Origin of the sequence: Rossellomorea sp. SC111 (assembly GCF_024733565.1) — a bacterium.
Taxonomy (GTDB): Bacteria; Bacillota; Bacilli; order Bacillales; family Bacillaceae_B; genus Rossellomorea.
In genome coordinates this window covers 254084-273535 of the sequence record NZ_JANIOC010000006.1, presented here as the reverse complement: position 1 = coordinate 273535, position 19452 = coordinate 254084, and the positions used below count along the sequence as shown (strand labels likewise).

The 19452-nt window shown below is 41.8% G+C and carries 16 protein-coding genes; 2 read left to right on the top strand and 14 right to left on the bottom strand.

The features are described 5' to 3' along the window. Window positions 1-18: 18 nt before the first annotated feature. From NQ095_RS10285 to hflX, 3 genes are all read right to left on the bottom strand, one after another. Window positions 19-435, bottom strand: a complete 417-nt coding sequence (locus tag NQ095_RS10285) for a MerR family transcriptional regulator (RefSeq protein ID WP_258263368.1) — start codon at window positions 433-435, stop codon at window positions 19-21. Between the two features lie 148 nt (window positions 436-583). Further along, window positions 584-1852, bottom strand: coding sequence for a methionine gamma-lyase family protein (locus tag NQ095_RS10280; RefSeq protein ID WP_258263367.1), 1269 nt, complete (start codon window positions 1850-1852; stop codon window positions 584-586). Between the two features lie 17 nt (window positions 1853-1869). After that, window positions 1870-3123 (bottom strand): GTPase HflX, encoded by a 1254-nt coding sequence (gene hflX, locus NQ095_RS10275; protein WP_258263366.1) that lies wholly within the window; start codon window positions 3121-3123, stop codon window positions 1870-1872. 203 nt (window positions 3124-3326) lie between these two features. Here hflX and NQ095_RS10270 point away from each other — a divergent pair, with 203 nt between their 5' ends. Continuing rightward, the gene (locus NQ095_RS10270; protein WP_258263365.1) at window positions 3327-3935 is read left to right on the top strand and encodes a trimeric intracellular cation channel family protein; all 609 of its coding nucleotides are present in this window, start codon (window positions 3327-3329) and stop codon (window positions 3933-3935) included. Window positions 3936-3986: 51 nt separating this feature from the next. Here the strand turns inward: NQ095_RS10270 and spoVK are convergent, their stop codons facing one another. The 7 genes from spoVK to NQ095_RS10235 form a co-directional block, all read right to left on the bottom strand. Beyond that, window positions 3987-4943, bottom strand: a complete 957-nt coding sequence (gene spoVK / locus NQ095_RS10265) for a stage V sporulation protein K (RefSeq protein WP_258263364.1) — start codon at window positions 4941-4943, stop codon at window positions 3987-3989. 379 nt (window positions 4944-5322) lie between these two features. Next, entirely contained in the window at window positions 5323-5556 is a 234-nt protein-coding gene (gene hfq, locus NQ095_RS10260; RefSeq protein WP_079534150.1) for an RNA chaperone Hfq, read from the bottom strand. 27 nt (window positions 5557-5583) lie between these two features. Then, the gene (gene miaA, locus NQ095_RS10255; protein ID WP_309137630.1) at window positions 5584-6543 is read right to left on the bottom strand and encodes a tRNA (adenosine(37)-N6)-dimethylallyltransferase MiaA; all 960 of its coding nucleotides are present in this window, start codon (window positions 6541-6543) and stop codon (window positions 5584-5586) included. A gap of 220 nt (window positions 6544-6763) precedes the next feature. Next, window positions 6764-9148, bottom strand: a complete 2385-nt coding sequence (locus tag NQ095_RS10250) for a penicillin acylase family protein (RefSeq protein ID WP_375162829.1) — start codon at window positions 9146-9148, stop codon at window positions 6764-6766. A 126-nt stretch (window positions 9149-9274) separates the two neighbouring features. Next, window positions 9275-9835 carry an MFS transporter gene (locus tag NQ095_RS10245; RefSeq protein WP_258263363.1) on the bottom strand — a complete coding sequence of 187 codons (561 nt, stop codon included), beginning with the start codon at window positions 9833-9835 and terminating at the stop codon, window positions 9275-9277. Beyond that, window positions 9832-11274, bottom strand: a complete 1443-nt coding sequence (locus NQ095_RS10240; protein WP_258263391.1) for an FAD-binding oxidoreductase — start codon at window positions 11272-11274, stop codon at window positions 9832-9834. Before NQ095_RS10240 ends, NQ095_RS10245 begins: the two co-directional genes overlap by 4 nt. A 130-nt stretch (window positions 11275-11404) precedes the next feature. Then, complete coding sequence (locus NQ095_RS10235) at window positions 11405-12442, bottom strand: class I SAM-dependent methyltransferase (RefSeq protein ID WP_258263362.1); 1038 nt, start codon at window positions 12440-12442, stop codon at window positions 11405-11407. Between the two features lie 186 nt (window positions 12443-12628). Here NQ095_RS10235 and NQ095_RS10230 point away from each other — a divergent pair, with 186 nt between their 5' ends. Continuing rightward, window positions 12629-13075 (top strand): DUF4385 domain-containing protein, encoded by a 447-nt coding sequence (locus tag NQ095_RS10230; protein ID WP_258263361.1) that lies wholly within the window; start codon window positions 12629-12631, stop codon window positions 13073-13075. A gap of 42 nt (window positions 13076-13117) precedes the next feature. On the opposite strand, the gene mutL is transcribed toward NQ095_RS10230, so the two are convergent. From mutL to NQ095_RS10210, 4 genes are all read right to left on the bottom strand, one after another. Beyond that, window positions 13118-14989, bottom strand: a complete 1872-nt coding sequence (gene mutL / locus NQ095_RS10225; protein ID WP_258263360.1) for a DNA mismatch repair endonuclease MutL — start codon at window positions 14987-14989, stop codon at window positions 13118-13120. Between the two features lie 12 nt (window positions 14990-15001). Continuing rightward, on the bottom strand, window positions 15002-17623 hold the full coding sequence (mutS, locus tag NQ095_RS10220) for a DNA mismatch repair protein MutS (RefSeq protein WP_258263359.1): 2622 nt from the start codon (window positions 17621-17623) through the stop codon (window positions 15002-15004). Between the two features lie 166 nt (window positions 17624-17789). After that, window positions 17790-18392: a DedA family protein gene (locus NQ095_RS10215; protein ID WP_258263358.1), complete on the bottom strand. Its 603-nt coding sequence runs from the start codon at window positions 18390-18392 to the stop codon at window positions 17790-17792. A 133-nt stretch (window positions 18393-18525) separates the two neighbouring features. Next, window positions 18526-19344: a hypothetical protein gene (locus NQ095_RS10210; protein ID WP_258263357.1), complete on the bottom strand. Its 819-nt coding sequence runs from the start codon at window positions 19342-19344 to the stop codon at window positions 18526-18528. Window positions 19345-19452: the final 108 nt, after the last annotated feature.

Here is a 19452-nt window from a genome sequence, read left to right as displayed (position 1 = left end):
GTTTTTTAAAGGTTTTATTTAATGAAAGAAGCGGGACATATCTCCTTGACGCAGAGAAGATCGATTGAACCGTCCAGAATGGATCAATTCATTTCGAAGTAACTTACGCAACTCGTCGTCAGATAGATCCTGTCTTGCTTTTTCTTCCTTTTCCTTACTTACGTCAGATACGACTTTGCTTTCATTATGACCGGACACTGAAAAAATCTTCTTAATCCCTGCCATGTTGATACCTTGATCTAACAGATCCTTTACTTCTAATAATTTATCAATGTCATTCAAGGAAAAGAGCCGGCGATTCCCCTCGGTCCGTGCCGGGTTTATCAGTTGATGCTCTTCGTAGTATCGAATCTGACGAGCCGTTAAGTCCGTGAGCTGCATGACAATACTAATTGGAAATAATGCCATCGTTCGACGAATTTCACTTCCGCTCATCTTGATTCCTCCTTTTGGTTTCCTTCTTGAGTTCATTATATGTAATGTTAGGAGATCTGTCAATCAAATGTTAGGTTTTCTTACATAAATAATCAAAAGAATGGGATAGTCCATTCTAGACTATCCAATTAGTACTTTAATATCCTTTTTATATAGTGATTAAACCTTTTTCAATCAAATTGTCCACAGCAGAGCAAACGGCGATTTTCACATGGGAATATGTCAACCCGCCTTGAACGTAAGCGATATAAGGTGGTCTTATAGGTCCATCCGCCGATAGTTCAATGCTCGCTCCCTGAATGAACGTCCCTGCAGCCATTATGACATCATCCTCATACCCGGGCATATAATTCGGATATGGCGTGAAATGAGAATTGATAGGCGAGGCGGATTGGATTGCCTGACAGAAAGCGATCATCTTTTCTCTGTCATCAAATTGTACCGATTGAATTAAATCCGTTCGCCTGGCTTGAGGTGAAGGATCCGTATTCATACCAATCTCGGTCAGCAGAGCCGAAGTGAAAACCGCTCCTTTTAATGATTGCGCCACCACGTGAGGAGCTAAAAAGAACCCTTGATACATTTCTTGAAGACTGTACAGAGACGCCCCTGCCTCCGCCCCGATCCCCGGCGAGGTCATACGGAAGGAACAGGCTTCTACATATTCTTTCTTTCCAACGATATAACCACCTGTTTTCGCAAGGCCACCCCCCGGATTTTTAATAAGGGAGCCTGCCATCAGGTCCGCACCGACGTGACATGGTTCTTGCACTTCGACAAATTCCCCATAGCAGTTGTCTACAAATACAACAATTCCAGGGTCAATCTCTTTAATGAAATCAATCATTTCCTTTATTTCTTCTATTGTAAATGATGGACGGCTGGCATAACCTTTTGATCGCTGTATGCCAATCATTTTTGTTTTGGTTGAGATGGTCCGTGCAACCTCTTCGAAATCGACTTTTCCAGCATCATCTAAATCAACGCTCTGATAGCCAATTTGGAAGTCTTTCAGTGAACCTGTCCCCTTTCCCCGGCTCCCTACAATTTCTTCTAATGTATCATAAGGTTTTCCTGTTATGTACACCAGTTCATCTCCCGGCCGGAGTATCCCGAACAAAGCGATGGAAATCGCATGGGTACCAGAAATGATCTGCGGCCGCACAAGCCCGGCTTCTCCTCCAAATACATCTGCGTAAATGCTTTCCAGGGTGTCCCTTCCCGCATCGTCATAGCCATAGCCAGTTGAGGGAATAAAGTGAGAATCACTTACCCGGTGCTTCTGAAATGATCTTAAAACGTTGAACTGGTTGCTTTCAGAGCGTTCATCTATTCTTTTGTGTATGTCTTTGATATCTGCTTCCACTTTCGTTACAAGTGATTGTAATGACGTTCCATTTACTAATTGTTCAAACATTTGGTGTTGTTCCCCTTCTACTTTCTGAATTTCTTGATGCTTCCTTCGATCGGATGGTCTTCAAGATGAAATCCGTTTATTTCATATACTTGACTCACTTCTCGGAATTCCAATTTTCTCAATATCGTTTCACTTTTTAATTGAGATAGTATCTTTCCTTCATTCACAGGAACAAATACATGGTACGGGATCATATGATTTTTCACGATTTCTTCTATTTTAATCAATAGCTTTCCTCTGTCCTCTTCGTTCAAGGCACTTATGAGGATACTCTCTGATTCACTGGCGGGTACAAATTCGGGATCCATCTGATCCCGTTTGTTATATACCGTTAATTGCTGCAGTCCATCCATCTCCAGATCCTTTAATAAGGACTCTACAGTCCTTTCATGTTGACTGTAATCAGGATTTGAACTATCCACGACATGAAGAAGAAGGTCTGCCTCCTTTACCTCTTCAAGAGTGGATCGAAATGCCGCAACCAGCGTTGTCGGTAAATCTTGAATGAACCCTACGGTATCTGTCAGTAACGTGGAATATCCACTGGGCAAAGGCATTTTCCTGGTCATCGGATCAAGAGTCGCAAATAATTGATTTTCTTCATACGAATCAGCCATTGAAATTCGATTGAACAATGTGGATTTTCCAGCGTTTGTGTAACCGACCAGGGCAATCTGGAATGTTTTGTTCCGCTTTCTTCTCCCGCGGTACCTTTTTCTATGATCAACTATGGTTTGTAATTGCTTCTTAATATCGTCAATCCTTTTATGGATGTGTCTCCGGTCACTTTCGAGTTTCGTTTCACCCGGCCCCCTGGTGCCTATCCCGCCACCCAGCCTTGAGAGGGAGGCCCCCTGACCGATAAGTCTCGGGAGCAAGTACTGAAGCTGGGCAAGTTCTACTTGTAATTTCCCTTCTCTCGAGCGGGCACGCTGTGCAAAGATGTCCAATATCAGTTGTGTGCGGTCAATCACCCTGCCGTTTAATTCCTTTGATAAGTTCCGGATCTGACTGGGGGATAGTTCATCATTAAAGATGATGATGTCCGGTTCAAACTGTTCTTCCAAGAGGACCAGTTCCTCCACTTTCCCCTTTCCAATATAAGTACTCGGATCTATTCTGTCACGTTTTTGAATGAGGGTGGCAGCAACTTGACCTTGAGCTGTTGCCGTCAGCTCCTCAAGTTCCATTAAACTATATTGAAAACGCAAGTCATCATCGTCAAGTTGACATCCTACCAGAATGATTTTTTCTCTATTTTCATTCTTCAATAAACAACCTACTTTCTTTCTCTTTCATTCTATTTCCCATCATATCAAATCCCCCTCGTAAACTCTATGTAAAAAGCAATGAAAAATGGTTGCAAATAAGCATATACGTGTTAAAATCAGTATGTTTGATTATGACATAACACTACTTCAAGATTCTACATAATGGCATGTAGCGTATTGTAATAGGGTGAGGAGGAATGTGTATGACGTGGGAAGTACTGAGTATCATCGGTACCATTGCTTTTGCTATTTCAGGAGCTATCATTGCCATGGAAGAGGAATATGATATCCTCGGTGTTTATATATTAGGAATTGTCACTGCATTCGGAGGGGGCGCTATAAGAAATTTACTGATTGGTGTACCCGTTTCCGCTTTATGGGAGCAGGGAATGCTGTTTCAGATCGCCCTTCTCTCCATAACAGCGGTCTTTCTTTTCCCCAATAATCTTTTGAGACATTGGAGGAAGTGGGGGAATTTCTTTGACGCAATCGGTCTATCGGCTTTTGCTATTCAAGGGGCGTTATATGCTTCCGAAATGAATCACCCCATCAGTGCAATCATCGTAGCTGCGGTTTTAACCGGAAGTGGCGGGGGAATCATACGTGACCTTCTGGCTGGTCGGAAACCGTTGGTCCTGCGTTCGGAGATTTATGCGGTTTGGGCAGTTCTGTGTGGAGCAGCAATCGGACTTGGTATCGTGAATTCAGCCTTCGAGTTATATTCACTATTCATCATCACCACCGCTTTAAGAGTACTCTCTTACCTTTATAAATGGAGGTTACCGAATAGAAGTCTACGGGCTCATGTTTAATAAAAAAATGCATTCAGAGTTGAATGCATTTTTTTATTGTCTTTTGAGTTACTAAGTATGGTGATCGGATGCCGTTTTAGTAAACACTAGGTCATTACTGCGGATGGTTAGGAGATCATGTCGATCATAACAATTTTCCAACAAGAGTCTCATCGCTTGGGCGCGTATTGACTTTTCAAGGACATTCCGAACATACCTTCCATTTGAGAATGCCATGGGGGATAATGTATTTTTCGCCACATGCAAATGTTCCCGGATCTTCCTTTCGGCATCATGACTCAATAGGTACTGTTTTTCTTCTAACATCCTTTTACCGATTTCCATCAATTGATCCACAGAATAATCAGGAAAGTGAAATACAAGGGGAAATCGTGATTGAAGACCCGGATTCAAGGTAAGGAAATGCTCCATTTCCCTTGAATAACCTGCCAGGATCAAGATAAAGTCGTGCTGCCTATCTTCCATATGCTTGACAAGGGTATCGATTGCTTCCTTACCAAAATCCTTTTCGCCGCCTCTACCCAATGAGTAAGCCTCATCGATGAACAATATCCCTCCGAGTGCTTTCTTCACTAAGTCCCTTGTTTTCTGAGCAGTATGACCAATATATTCCCCGACGAGATCTGCCCTCTCAGCCTCGATTAAATGTCCTTTTGAAAGGACATTCATCTTTAAGAACAATTTTCCGATGATTCTTGCCACCGTCGTTTTACCAGTTCCCGGATTCCCTTTGAACATCATATGAAGAGCTTGCTTTCCTGCCTTCAGGCCCAAGGCTTCCCGTTTTTTATTCACATATATCCATGCATAAATTTCTTTCACCATTTTTTTCATTTCTTCCATTCCGACAAGAGCTCCAAGTTCTTCTTCGATTTCTTTCAACGCTACATGCTCTTGAGGGAGAGACTGAGGAGTCGAATCCACCGTTTCCCGTACTGAACCCCTTTTTTGAGAATTCAATACAATGCTGATTTGACCATTATTTTTCATTCTCATTGGTTGATCCAAAGATTTCACCTCACCATTCTAAAGACAATATACGCATCTAGGATATAAGGGTGATAAACGCCTACATTTCCATCCGATTATTTTCGACAAATAAAAAGAATCCTGTCTATTCCTGCGCTTTCCCGAGAAATAAATAGAATTACGCTGAGAATGTTTTTTCATTTCGTACTCTCTATCCAGGCACTGTTAGATTTTCCTTATGCCGCTTTTAATTACTAATTCAGGGTCCATCTTATCTAAATGAAGATATAGAGTGATGAATAAAAATGCCTCTCATATCATCCTATTCACGAATAGTACATTTCATTAATTATTCTTACAGTCATCACATCCGTTCCAATATAAAAAGCTGCCACAAAGGGCAGCTTTCACATGATCATTAATTTTGTTCTTCAAAATTTATTTGAACATTTCGCTGTGGCGCGAATGTTGAGATGGCGTGTTTATATACCAGTTGCTGTTTGCCTTCCGTTTCAAACAAGACGGTAAAATTATCAAACCCCTTCACCTGCCCGCGAATCTGGAAACCATTTAAAAGGAATACCGTTACAAGTGATCCGTCTTTTCGCAATTGATTAAGGAATTGGTCTTGGATATTAATAGATTGTTTCATGGTTAGTCCTCCTCTTCTATCTCTACATTACTTATTCGACTTTAATTGAAGCTTTCCTGCAATAAATTCTGAAATCTCCTCAATATTTTTGCTGTGCAAACTTTCTTCAGTCATGTCGTACCAGGCAACTTCCATCTTATTTCGGAACCAGGTGAGCTGACGCTTGGCGTACCTTCTGGAGTTTTGTTTCAGGTTCTCTATTGCCGTTTCCAGGCTGACGTTTCCATCAAAATAGTCATAAAGCTCTTTATACCCGATCGCCTGAACAGACTGAACGTTTCTCACGCCTCCATCATATAACGCTTTCACTTCTTCTAAAAGTCCCTTTTTCATCATCAGGTCTACCCGGAGGTTGATTCTTTCGTAAAGCTTTTCCCGATCCAGGGTCAAACCAATCAAGGCTACATCATATTGAAGCTCATGGGTTTGGGAAGCTTGATACTCACTCATCGTCTTACCTGTACAATGGAAAATTTCCAAAGCACGGATCACACGACGCGTATTATTAGGATGAATATTCCTGGCAGAGTCGGGGTCGATCTTAACTAGACTACGATGAAGCCAAACAGACCCAAACTTTTCAAGTTCTGCTTCTAACTCAGCCCGAAAGTCTTCATCGCCTGGTGTTTCAGTGAATTGATAATCATACAGGACCGACTGAATATAAAGACCAGTCCCTCCAACTATCAGGGGAGTTTTTCCCCGTGAATGAATGTCGGATATTTTCTTCCTTACAAGCTTTTGAAACTCCGCCACTGAAAATGGTTCTTCAGGATTTTTAATGTCAATCAAGTGGTGAGGTACGCCATCCATCTCGTCAGTGGTGATTTTGGCGGTTCCAATGTCCATTTTTTTATAAATTTGCATGGAGTCACCACTAATGACTTCTCCATCAAATCGTTTAGCAAGGCTTATGCTTGTATTGGTTTTCCCTACAGCAGTGGGACCAATAACGACGATCACTTTCTCTTTCTCCATCCTTGTCATACGTTCACTGCTTTCTATGTAACTGATTCTTCACATATTATCGTACCATAATAATAGAGGGTTTGAAATCACATCTTGTCAGTATTTCCATTCATACCGGTCTTATTCATAAACAATCTATTCACTATGATGTGAGTGTACCCGTTTCATACTATAATAAAACTTTTTATAAAAAACATAATAAAACTGCTCAAAGGGAAACCCTTCAAGCAGTTTTGGTTTATTTCGATTGTAAAATCAATATTTCACCATCTGGATCCTCAAGTGAGGTTTTATGATACTCTCCCTTTACCCATGCGTCAATTTGATTCTGGTACCACTTACTTTTGTAATGACCCGCTTGTCCAGGGCCGACAATATGATACCCATTCGCCATATCTGATGTGTCTATGACGAATCTCCACGAGGCACCGTGGTTGACGATCCCTTCGTCATTATAACTTGCAGCTTCCACTGTGACCCTGCTCCCACCAACAGGTACAGGATCTTTGTCATTTAAAAATTTTTTTAAGATAGGGGAAGCGCTTGATAATGGATGTTCGAAGTAGACCCTATGGTACATTCCCCACTCCCAATCATCCATGGAAGGTCCATAGGTTTCCTCCAGCTCACTTAAAGCACTGGTAAGTGACGCAGTCAAAAACGATTCATATCCGCCCCGATCTGCAAACCATGGGGACTCTTCCCCTGTGTGCGCTTTCCGGATAAGTTCATCCACAACACTTTGACGGCCTTCGAAGAGCTTCATCATTTCATCTGGTACATCCTTTTGAAAAAGCCCTGTTGATATTTCGTTCATCCATTGATGAAAAATCAGGGGGGCAGCCAAATCTTTATCATCCGAATAATCCCATGATTTCAACATCTCAATGGCTTTCCTTTGATCACCATTCAATGAAACGGATTCTAGATCCTTAGTGAGGATAGGGACAAATTCACGTGCATGTAAATTCAATTGATCCATTTGCAATCCTTTCATATCAGAAATCGACAGATCACTTTTTCCTTCTAAGTATTCTGAAATTCTCATATATCGATACGGTTGTGCCCAGTGATGACTGATGTGATAAGGGTAATCATCTGTTACCACTTTATTATTCGCTGTTGCCACATAGCCTGATTCAGGATTGATCACTTTCGGGAGTTCGTTAAAAGGAATGAAGCCCTGCCAGTCATAATCAGGATCCCATCCTGGAACAGGCAGTAGCCCATCCCCTTTTTTCCTGATTGGAATCTTTCCATTTGCTTTATATGCAATCGTGCCATCTTTAGAAGCAAATACGAAATTCTGGGTAGGCACATGAAAGTCTTTCAGAGCTTCCTCGAATTCATTCCAATTCTTTGCTTTATTGATATTGATGATGGCAGAAAGTTCAAGACTTGGATCCAGTGCTGTCCAACGCATGGCCAGCACCTCCTCGGCAGCACTTTGATGAGCAAATTCCGAAATCACAGGACCATGCCTTGTTATTGTGACTTTATATGGAATGGTATCGCTGTCCTTCACTTTAATTGGTTCTTGTATGATGGTAGCCTTTTCCCAATTCCCGTCATACAAAAATAGATCGGGATCTTCTTCGTTTCGCTTCTCTACATACAAATCCTGTACGTCTGGCCCAGTGTTCGTCACACCCCAAGCAATCTGTTCATTATGACCAAGTATGATCCCGGGAATTCCGGCGAAGATCACCCCACTTACATTGATTTCAGGTGATTCGAGCTGCATTTGATACCATATGGAAGGCGTCCCCAGTGATAGATGTGGATCATCTGCCAGTAACGGTTTTCCACTTTTCGTTTTATCGCCGCTGACAACCCAGTTATTGCTTCCATTAAATTCAGGCGGTATGACTGCTGAAGCGAAAGACTGCTTTAAATCGACCTTTACCTCTCCAATATCTGAAAGAATGGTAGGGGCTTCATCCGGATAGGATGGAAACAAGTCATATGCCTTTTCCTTAGGTAGATTAGCCAATGCCCAATACCTGAAGGCCTGGCCCTGCCAATGTCCCCCCAAGTCAAAAGCCATGTATTTACCGATGGTCAAAGAATCAATGGGTGTCCATTTCTCAGGTTTGTAACCCAGTAGGGTGAATTCAATAGGAAGACTACCCCGGTCTTTTGCCTCTTCCATATACGCATTTACTCCCTCAGCATACCACTCGAGAAGCTGCTTTGCTTCATCCGGATAGGCTGTAAAGGATACCTCCGCCGCCCTCCTCAAACCAAATGTCCGGAAGAACTTGTCCCTATCCACCGCCTTGTCTCCGACGACTTCACTCAATCTTCCCGATGCCTGGCGCCTGCTTAGATCCATTTGGAACAAACGATCCTGGGCTTGAACATACCCTTGTGCCATATAGAGGTCTTTTTCATTTTGAGCCTGAATATGTGGTACGCCATCTTTATCTCTAATGATTTTAACTTCCTCTGATAAACCATCCAATGTAATGGTACCTGATGTAACGGGGAGAGACCTGTCGATGTAATAATTTGCAAAGATTAATAGCCCGAGCAGAATAAACAATATACTTCCTGCTGTCCAGATTGTTAGTTTAAGACGCTTATTCTTTTTATGCTTTTGAAGCTCAATTCCTCCATTCATTCCATTTCCCCCTGTGGTATATAAAGAATTTTCAGAAAAATAACCTTACCTCTATAATTAGCCCTTTAAGAGAGTAAATCCTTCTCTTGTGCAGGAGAATTTTATCATGAAGGTTTTGCTATGCATCTAGTCAACCGACATGGGAACAGCCCGTTTCAATTTAGACCCAAAAATGATGATGACGAGTCCACTAATGAAAAAGAAAAGTGAACATGCATAGAATAGAAAATGGATTGTGAAATATTCCAAGATGAACCCTGTCCCCATCACTGCAATGCTTGAAAATAGAGCGGTCCAAAAGTGATACTGTCCAATGCTCTTCCCTCTAGAAGCATGCTCTGTCATGTCACTGATCACCACTTTCTCTGACGTCTTTTGCAAAGCTCCTAACACACCAAGTAATACCTGAATCATATATACTTCTTGAATTGAACCTATTGAAGGGATGAACAGAAAGAGGAAGCTCATTCCTATACTGTAAACAATAAGAAGGATCTGACCACCAATTAAGTCAGACAGCCTACCTATGATTCGATGGCCGACCGCTGCGCTTAACGTGAACAATCCGTAAGCAAATCCAAAACTCGAAAAATCACTTCCGATATTTTGAATGAAAAGTAAATAAAATGGGAATGACACACTCGCAGCTACCATTGCAAAACTTTGAGACACAATTAACCATCTCATTTTCCATACACCTCATAAAATATATTCACAAACCGTTCATCTGGATCATACTGCCGCTTATTCTGAAAGAATTGTTCCGCATTTGGGTAAGCCTCGTGTAGTTGTTCGTCTGTGGGATATTGATAGTAAGGAAGATAATAGCTTCCCCCATGTTCAATGGTAATGTCGACCATACCACGGATGGTATCACCGGTCTGCTTTCTTTCCTCCTCACCGAGTCCCTGATTAATTAATAATACTAGTGCAAACATATCTTCTTTCGCATAGGATAATACTGCTTCTTTACTCTGATTCACATACCTCACCGTGATGTTCATAAGATTAATGTCCTCATCAGCCAAGTATACTCGTAAATCATCGATATACTCTTCATACTCATCAACTGGAACAAAATACTCTTGTAAAATATCTGTGTCGTTTTCACCTTTGTATTCTAAAAACTCCGATTCTGAACGCATCACATTATTTCGGGTTTCCAAATTACCATCACTTTTATCAAAGAATGATTTCTGCATATACCAAAAGAGATTTTTCCCCCAATCAAAATCCCTTGAAAGTCCGAGGGAGAATTTTGTTAAACCAGTAAATTCATCTTTTTTTAGAGTATTATAATCAATGTACTTCTCCTGATCGTCACTAACCCTGTAGTTGGTCACATACATATCCTGGAGAAATGTATCCGGAGCAGTTGACAATCGAGCTAAATGCATTTTTACGTTTTCATCTTTTAAAACGTTTTGATTAAAATAATCTTCATAGTCTTCAACGTTCAACTCTTCGGTTTCCAATGCCAAAAGCTCATCAGATGTAAGTTGTAATTCCACGTCCAAGATTACACCGAACAACCCATATCCCCCAATGACCAACGGAAAAAACTCTTCGTTTTCACTTCTTGAAACGGTGATGATCTCCCCATCAGGCTTTAAAAGACGGAACCAATTAACCGTTTCAATTAACGAGCCATTTCTTATATCCCTTCCATGGGCATTTACGGATAATGATCCGCCTACTGTGAATATATTTTGCGATTGCATCACTTTCACTGAAAGTCCATAAGGATTTATCGCTTTTTGTATATCATCCCAAGTAGCTCCACTCTGCACATGAATCGTTTTATTGGATGGATCCACACTAAGCACTTCGTTGAAACCCGTCATATCCAATACCATCCCATCTGGGTAGTAGGTATGCCCTCCTTGACTGTGTCTCTTACCCGCAATCGATACTCTGAGATTTTCTTCTCTTGCTTTAGAAAGCGCCTCTACTATACCTTTCTCTTGGCTACCTTTAACAAGTTTATCAATTTTTGTTGGCATTAATCGGCTTACATCCGTTATGATGTTTTTTGAGTCTCTTTCATTCAATCCCCACTGGAATATCAAAATATATGCTAATACAATAGGGACAATTAATACCCATGCTCTGAGCTTCCCCTTCACTAGTCCAATCAATCCATCTCCACCACCTTTACTCTTTTAGTGTAATTTTACACTAAAAAAAGGATTATTCAATATATATTTTTCAAAAATAAAAAGCCTTTGATTCAAAAAATCAAAAGCTTTTCGTCCCTTATCTTGCTTTCGCAATGATTCCATTATGAACTTTAATATAACCGTGCTGTAAAATATCCGCCCCATTCTCATATAAATAAAGACCCATCTGTTCGACAGTCATCAGTTCCCTGTACGTATGGTTCATCACATCTGCCATCACTTCGTAGTACACTTTGGATTTCAGCTGAGCCCTTGGTGTAGTAAGGACCATGTACCCGTTTGGCTTCAGGAATTTACGATGCCACTCTACCACTTCAGATTTGAATTCATCTGGAAAATGTTCTAATAGTCCAACACTCAATACTATGTCAAACTCTCTTCCGAAGGTTAAGTCCCTGATATCCGCAACGATGTATGTTGTCTTAAAGTCACCTTTATAATACGTTTTGAATCCACCAGTTGCAGGATTTGGCCCTAAAAATGGGTACGTTTCCGGAAATTCCTCATAACGGGTATCACGACAAAATGAGTCATAATCAACCATCACGATTTCACTGCCGGGATAAAGGGCTGAGAGCTGCATTGCTTCATATCCTTCAGCTGCCCCTAAAAATAAAATTTTCGGCTTAACGACATCAAGTCCGCTGAATAAGGCTCTCTTCCCTCTGGGATCCCACACACCATCCTGGATTCGATGCACATAATTCCATAGATGCAGCCTGAGGTGGTCCCCCAGTGCTTCCGTGGATTTTTTCACATTCAACTTCAAAGCATTTCTGACAATGCGACTTCTACTTTCCTTCGTTTCAGCAGGTATATCTTTCACAAACCATTCGTGGAAGGAGCGATTAAACATTTCCCATGAAGTATGGACGGGAAGTGATTTTCCATTTGCTTTTTCCCACTCCTTTTTTTCTTTAGCAAAGGACGTCACCTCATAAGGTCTTCCAACGTCCTTCCAAGTTAACGTTGACCAATCCCTTACACCCTTCAACTTTACAAACTTATTGTATTCTTTTTCAGAAAACTGCCTCTTATCCACTCGATGAGATGCTTCAAGATAAGTTTCTTCCCGAAAGGATTCATTATTTATAGATGTTTCAACCTCGATCATCCAAACCACTCCCCTCTTATAAAAGCGCTTACATTCTTCCTATATACATTAAAGAAAAGAAGTGAAAACCCTCTTTTTTCATAAAACCCAACCGGTTACCATAATATTATTATCGTAACATCAGGAACTTACCTCCGTTTATCCCTATGAGGATTATGGGTAAAAAGCAGTTAGGAGGTGAAGGACATGTCTTTTGATTATGAGCTTGATTTTGATTCCATTGATTTTCGAAAACACCCTGAAAAATACCGTGTAGGCCGCGGGGAACAAGGCGTTTTACTTGTAAAGCCCTACAAAAGCGAAATCCTTCCCCAGTGGCGTTTTAAAACACCGGATATTGCAGAAGAATCCTCAAATACCATTTATCACATGTTTCTTCAATATAAGGAGCAAAGTGATTTTGTGGGAATGGATATGGCAAGGAAATTCCTTCAGATGGGCTATACGAGGGCCAGAAGGTACGCCAATTATCCTGGTGGGAAGAAGTACAATAAGGATGGGGATATCAATGATCGAGAGATAGATGAAGAGAAAGCTGAATCAGCCGCCATTTTTGAAGCGAAATGGAAACTTGCGAGAGAAGATGATGACTATCTGAAAATGAAAAAGGAACATCAGAACAAATATGGATGAAGGGGGATGAACCTTTAAAAGGCTCATCCCCCATTCATTCCATTACATAATCCGTTTGAACATTTTTTCCATTTCATAAGTCGAATAATGAATGATAATCGGTCGCCCGTGGGGGCAGGTGAATGGATCGCTGGTTCTTCTTAATTCATCCAGGAGTGCCTGCATGTCCTCATTTCGCAAATGGTGATTTGCTTTAATGGATCCTTTGCAACTCATCATGATGGCTGCCTCTTCCCTCAACCTTTTAATGTCGACCTTATTCATCTTGATGATCTGCTCAATCATGTCTTCAATGGTTTGCTGCTCTTCCCCTTTAGGGAACCACTGTGGGTGGCTACGAACGATGAAACTGTTGTATCCGAAATCCTCAAGGAAAACCCCTACTTCTTCAAGGAGAGAGCGATATTCATTGATCTTGATATACTCATCCGTTGAAAATTCAAGGGTTAGGGGGACGAGGAGTTCCTGAAGCTCATTTGTGACCTCCCCTACTTTCTCTTTATAAAATTCATACTTGATCCGTTCCTGAGCTGCATGCTGATCAATGATATAGAGACCGCGTTCATTTTGCGCAAATATATACGTGCCATGCATTTGCCCGACAGGATAAAGTGTGGGAACCCGAGGTTTTTCCTTTTCATCATCGATGTCTCGAACAGGTTGTTCCCGGGTTTCCTCTTCCTCGATGGAGGTTCCATGAAGAGGTTCTTCATTAGAAACGATACTTGATGTTTCACTCGTATCAATGACAGGCGGTTGCGGCTCATACAGCTTCACCATCTCTTCTTTGGGAAGCAGCCTCTCCCGGACGTAGTCTCTGTTATCATGTTTAACTTCTTTTCTTTTCGCCGCGTGCTCGAGATTCATGTATGTCTGCTCAGATTTCTGCTGAGCCGGTTTTGGCGGGGTGGATCCTGATGGAATTAGTTCCTTTCCTTTAAACACCATCTTGATTCCTTCCGTCACCAACGCATTGAGCTCTGCTTCCTTACTGATGCGGACCTCCATCTTAGACGGATGCACATTCACATCCACCAGGATCGGATCCATCTCGATACTGAGAAGCACGATGGGATGGCGTCCGATGGGAAGAAGTGTGTGATATCCTTCCCCGATCGCTTTCGCCAAAGCATAGTTCTTAATGAATCTACCATTAATCATCGTCGAAATGTAATTCCTCGATGCCCGGGTGATCTCTGGAAGGGATATATATCCCTTTACTTTAAAATCCAGGGACTCTACTTCGATCGGCACCATTTTCTTCGCTATCCCGACTCCATAAATGGCGGCAAGAACCTGCTGGACATCACCATTCCCATTCGTGTGCAAAAGCGATTTGCCGTTATGGAGAAGCTTGATGGAGACAAAAGGATGAGCAAGGGCGATCCGGTTTACTACATCCGTTATATTCCCGAGCTCCGTATGAATGGTCTTCATGTATTTTAAACGTGCAGGTGTATTGAAGAATAGTTGTGAAACTGTGATATCTGTTCCTTTTCTGGACGACGTGCTTTCAATCGAATGTACTTCTCCGCCTTGGAGTTCAATGCTCGTACCCGGACCTTCACCCGTACTCGTTTTTAACATGAAATGAGAAACGGAAGCGATACTCGGAAGAGCTTCTCCCCTGAATCCCAACGTCCGGATGCGGAATAGGTCGTTTTCATCTTTGATCTTACTCGTTGCATGCCGTTTAAAGGCTGTATGGACATCTTCCTTCTCAATTCCGTCGCCATTATCGATGATGCGTATCGATTGTAAACCTGCTTCCTCGATATGGATTTCTATGACGCTCCCACCGGCATCGATGCTGTTTTCAAGGAGTTCCTTCACCACAGAAGCCGGTCGTTCCACCACTTCCCCTGCCGCGATTTTATTAGAAAGGGACTCATCAAGCTGAAATATCTTCATCACAGTTCCACCTCCTTAATGCTTTAACTTTTTTTGGATTCCGTATAGTGTATTCATAGCATCTAATGGCGTCATTTCAAGGATATCCAATTTTTTCAATTCCTCTATACATTTCTTTTCTTTGGTATTCAACGTTGCTTTCTTTTCCGATTTCTCTGCGCCAAAGAAGGACAGCTGGGCCAATTCATCTTCATGTGTTTCCTGCTTTACTACTGATGATTCCTTTGAAGCGGCTACTTCGCTTAAAGAAGAAGGCTCTTCCTTCCGTTCAAGCTCCAGAAGAATTTCATTCGCTCTTTGAATTAAGGCTTGGGGCAGTTCGGCGAGTTCAGCAACATGTATTCCATAGCTTTTATCTGCCGCACCCTCTTTGATTTTATGAAGGAAAACAAGTTTTCCGTTTTGCTCCATCGCACTGACATGAACATTTTTCACTTTTGGCAACTCTTCTTCAAGAACCGTCAATTCATGATAGTGAGTAGAGAAAAGGGTTTTCGCCCCGATATGTTCATGAATGTATTCAATGATCGCTTGTGCCAGTGCCATCCCATCATAAGTGGACGTGCCCCGTCCAATTTCATCGAACAGTATCAGGCTTTGTTGAGTGGCGTGAATGATCGCATTCTTCGCCTCAAGCATTTCTACCATGAATGTGCTTTGTCCGGAGATCAGGTCATCCGCTGCTCCAATGCGGGTGAATACTTGATCGAATACAGGAAGGTTTGCCTCGCTTGCAGGCACATAACATCCGATTTGGGCCAAGATGCTCGTTAGCGCCACCTGTCTCATATAAGTACTTTTACCAGACATATTGGGACCGGTAATGAGAAAGACTTCCCGTTCCTCATCCATATAGCAATCATTCGGAACATACTCCTGTGCGCCCATCACCTTTTCGACAACGGGATGCCTTCCATCTTTCAAGACGATTTTTCTCTCATCATTGAACAAAGGACGTGTGTAATGACGTTTCTCACTGACGGTGGCAAAGCACTGCAGAACGTCCAGTTCACTGACGAGTTTCGCCAATTTTTGCAGGCGGGGGATAAATTCCTTGACCCTTTCACGTATCCCCAGGAACAATTCATATTCTAAATCCACACTCTTTTCATCCGCCTGGAGGATAAGGGATTCTTTCTCTTTTAATTCTGGCGTGATAAACCGTTCAGCATTTGTTAAAGTCTGCTTCCGTTCATAACGTCCTTCTTCCAAGTGCTGCAGATTCGCTCTCGTTACTTCGATGTAGTAACCAAATACACGGTTAAAGCCCACTTTAAGAGACCTGATTCCAGTCCGTTCCCTTTCGTCCCGTTCAAGCTTCGCAATCCATGACTTACCATTTTTGCTTGCGTCACGATATTGATCCAGTTCGGTATGATACCCATCCTGAATCAGGCTTCCTTCTTTTATAGATAATGGAGGATTTTCTATCAATGCTTTTTCAAGAAGGTCTGTCAACTCTTCACATGGGTCGAGCCTGGCGATAAGCTCATCGGTTGCATCACTCTCCAATGTTTGGATCAATTGCTTTAATACAGGAACTTGTTGAAGGGACTTTTTCAACTGGATCAGATCACGACCATTTACATTCCCAAAGGCGACGCGACCTGCCAGCCTCTCGAGATCATACACTTCTTTCAGGAGGTCTCTCAGGTCCTGCCTTTCAAAGAAACGTTCCAATAGTACTTCTACCACTGTCTGACGCCTTTCGATTTCCTGTTTATGAATGAGTGGACGATCGATCCACTGCTTTAAAAGCCTTGCTCCCATCGCTGTCATCGTTTCATCCAAAAGCCAAAGGAGCGACCCTTTTTTCCCTTTGGAACGTATGGTCTCTGTCAATTCCAGATTACGCTTCGAATAATAATCCATTTTCATAAATTGGTGAAGCTGATACGTCTCCACGATTTGCAGATGATCCAAACTCCTTTTCTGTGTCCGGAATAAATAATGAAACAGGAGGGAAGAAGCTTTTATAAGTTTCTCTTGCTTCAGACGTTCCATCAGATGAGTGAAGGCATGTCCAAGACTTGAGTCCTCCTCATACGATAAAGTAACATCTGTTCTTTCTTTGATCCTTCCCTGAACCTCATCAGAAAGATCAGGGTGAATGACCACTTCTTTCGCCCCAATGGTGGATAATTCATTCATCAATGCCTGCAGTCCATCCGAAACGACCGTCACCTTGGTTTCCCCGGTCGTCAGATCGCTATAGGCGAGGCCAAACGTATCATCATCAAAATCGGTTACTGAAGCAATATAGTTATTTTCTTTGTCATTCAGACCTTTCCCATCCATAACCGTACCGGGTGTAATGAGCTGGACGACTTCCCTCTTCACGACCCCCTTGGCTTGCTTTGGATCTTCCGTCTGTTCGCATATCGCTACTTTATAACCTTTATCGATGAGTTGCTCTATGTAATTAGGAGCAGAATGATAAGGTACACCGCACATGGGAATTCGTTCCTTTCCTCCCCCATCACGGCTTGTTAAGGTAATTTCAAGTTCCTGGGACGCTTTGACGGCATCATCAAAAAACATTTCATAAAAATCGCCTAAACGAAAAAATAAAAAGGCATCCTGGTATTCTGCCTTTACTTGTAAGTATTGTTTTATCATTGGAGTATATTGTGTCATGGTTTCATTCAAACCTTTCCAAGTAAATCTGCTATTCTCGACTATTCATTATATCATACGGATCAGGGTTGAAGCATGTAGTAGAATGAGGAAGCACATTTGAAAATGGACTTTTTTCTTCAAAAAAAATCCGCTTCCTATATTCAGGAGCGAACTTTCACCTTATCTATTCTGCCTGCTTGGCGATGCTTGATTCATCGTGCAAACAATTGGACTTTGCTTTTGGTTTATACATGAATTTATATAACAGATAACCGACAATGAGCACTGCCCCTCCGATGAGAAGATAGGTCTGAATCTGACTCATCATGGATTGAACAGATTTCAAATTACCATTTTTCCCGACTATTAACATCGTGAGGGTAATCGGAAATATTCCTATGAAGGTTAAACCTCCAAATTTCCATTTATTCACTTTACTGATACCTGCAACATATGAGACATAATTACCGATGCCGAGGGGTCTCGTAATCGCTATACTCCACAAACCACATTTCCTGAACCACTTTTGCCCCTTTTCAATTTTCTTCGAGCTGGTTTTCTCCTTGATCTTATCCTTCAGCTTGTATCCGATACCATATGGGATGAAACTAAAAATGGTATAGATTATGCTGCTTGTGAGGGCTAATATCAAAAGCTTTAGCGGGGAGGGATCAAGTACGTATCCATAAGCCAGCGTCACAAGGGCGCCTGGAAAAGGCAACGAGGACGCTTCAATGGCATTTCCAGCGAATAACCCCCACATTCCTAATTCCTTAATTAATTTCATGACAAACTCCAACATCGGTCTTTCCCTCCACAATTCATTTATATACCCTTTTCCCTATTTTGTTTATTGAAAACGCATGTTAAGGATAAGATTTCATCCACTGGAGGGAATTAATGCTAACTTAGAGGGTCCATTAATGAATTTCGTCTATGAGTGTCCGGCCGTCTATCCTCCACTGATTTTCCAATGAATCCCTGTGTAAATAAAATTCAACATTCCCTTCGTCTTGAGAATGATCGGATCGGGTCCATTTCACCCTGAATTGTAATTTCATCGCCACTAGAGAAGGCAAATCCTCTACAGGGATGATCGATCTTTTGGTGATCTCCATATGATTCACCGAAGCAAGTGTCTTTTTTAATGAACGATTGTTTCCGCTCATTATTTGTGAAAGGAGTCTCTCATCGTGTTGATTAATGGCAATCTCCAGCACATTGATCAATTCGTTTGGATCTATATGGTATAAAAACCTGTCCAGTTCACCACCTGCTTTCAATATCATGACTTTATGGGCTAAGTCTGGAGTGGGGGTCTTATGTGTCGTGCTTCCGTAGAAATGGACACAGAAATGGCCTGGAAAATTATTTTGGAGTGCTCCGGCACCATGGGGCATTCCATTCATGGAGGCAGAGATGAGCTGGTCATGAACCATTACCAGAATGGCACGACGATCCCAACTCCACTTTCCTCCGTATATGGTTTTCATTATTTTCGTGTCTTTTTCTGTGACCGGCTGCACATCCGCATGCTTACTTCCTGCCCTTCTCTGCACGTTGAAGGATAACCCTGTATCTACATCAATAATCGTAAAATAAGAATGGTTTGGAATGATTCCCTTTACTTGTTCCCATGGAAGAATCTCAACTTGAAAACTCGGTATGGCATCAGCCGTTTTTGCTCCAAAGACTAGGAGCATTGAAAGGACGATTGTGAATCTTATCATAACAAGCATGTACGAAACCTCATTTTTTCCTTAGTTTTGGTCCCACTGTTGCCGGTTCATTCACGCAATTTTTGGAAGCAGCATTCAAACATGAAATAGCTCTCTTATACGGATACT

Bases quoted from the DNA above. Each gene is read 5' to 3' on its own strand.
- miaA (WP_309137630.1), bottom strand. From the start codon at position 6,543: ATGACAAGGATGGAGAAAGAGAAAGTGATCGTCGTTATTGGTCCCACT.
- mutS (WP_258263359.1), bottom strand. From the start codon at position 17,623: ATGACACAATATACTCCAATGATAAAACAATACTTACAAGTAAAGGCA.
- NQ095_RS10280 (WP_258263367.1), bottom strand. From the start codon at position 1,852: ATGTTTGAACAATTAGTAAATGGAACGTCATTACAATCACTTGTAACG.
- NQ095_RS10285 (WP_258263368.1), bottom strand. From the start codon at position 435: ATGAGCGGAAGTGAAATTCGTCGAACGATGGCATTATTTCCAATTAGT.
- NQ095_RS10270 (WP_258263365.1), top strand. From the start codon at position 3,327: ATGACGTGGGAAGTACTGAGTATCATCGGTACCATTGCTTTTGCTATT.
- NQ095_RS10250 (WP_375162829.1), bottom strand. From the start codon at position 9,148: ATGAATGGAGGAATTGAGCTTCAAAAGCATAAAAAGAATAAGCGTCTT.
- NQ095_RS10245 (WP_258263363.1), bottom strand. From the start codon at position 9,835: ATGAGATGGTTAATTGTGTCTCAAAGTTTTGCAATGGTAGCTGCGAGT.
- NQ095_RS10210 (WP_258263357.1), bottom strand. From the start codon at position 19,344: ATGCTTGTTATGATAAGATTCACAATCGTCCTTTCAATGCTCCTAGTC.
- hfq (WP_079534150.1), bottom strand. From the start codon at position 5,556: ATGAAACAATCTATTAATATCCAAGACCAATTCCTTAATCAATTGCGA.
- NQ095_RS10235 (WP_258263362.1), bottom strand. From the start codon at position 12,442: ATGATCGAGGTTGAAACATCTATAAATAATGAATCCTTTCGGGAAGAA.
- NQ095_RS10215 (WP_258263358.1), bottom strand. From the start codon at position 18,392: ATGAAATTAATTAAGGAATTAGGAATGTGGGGGTTATTCGCTGGAAAT.
- NQ095_RS10230 (WP_258263361.1), top strand. From the start codon at position 12,629: ATGTCTTTTGATTATGAGCTTGATTTTGATTCCATTGATTTTCGAAAA.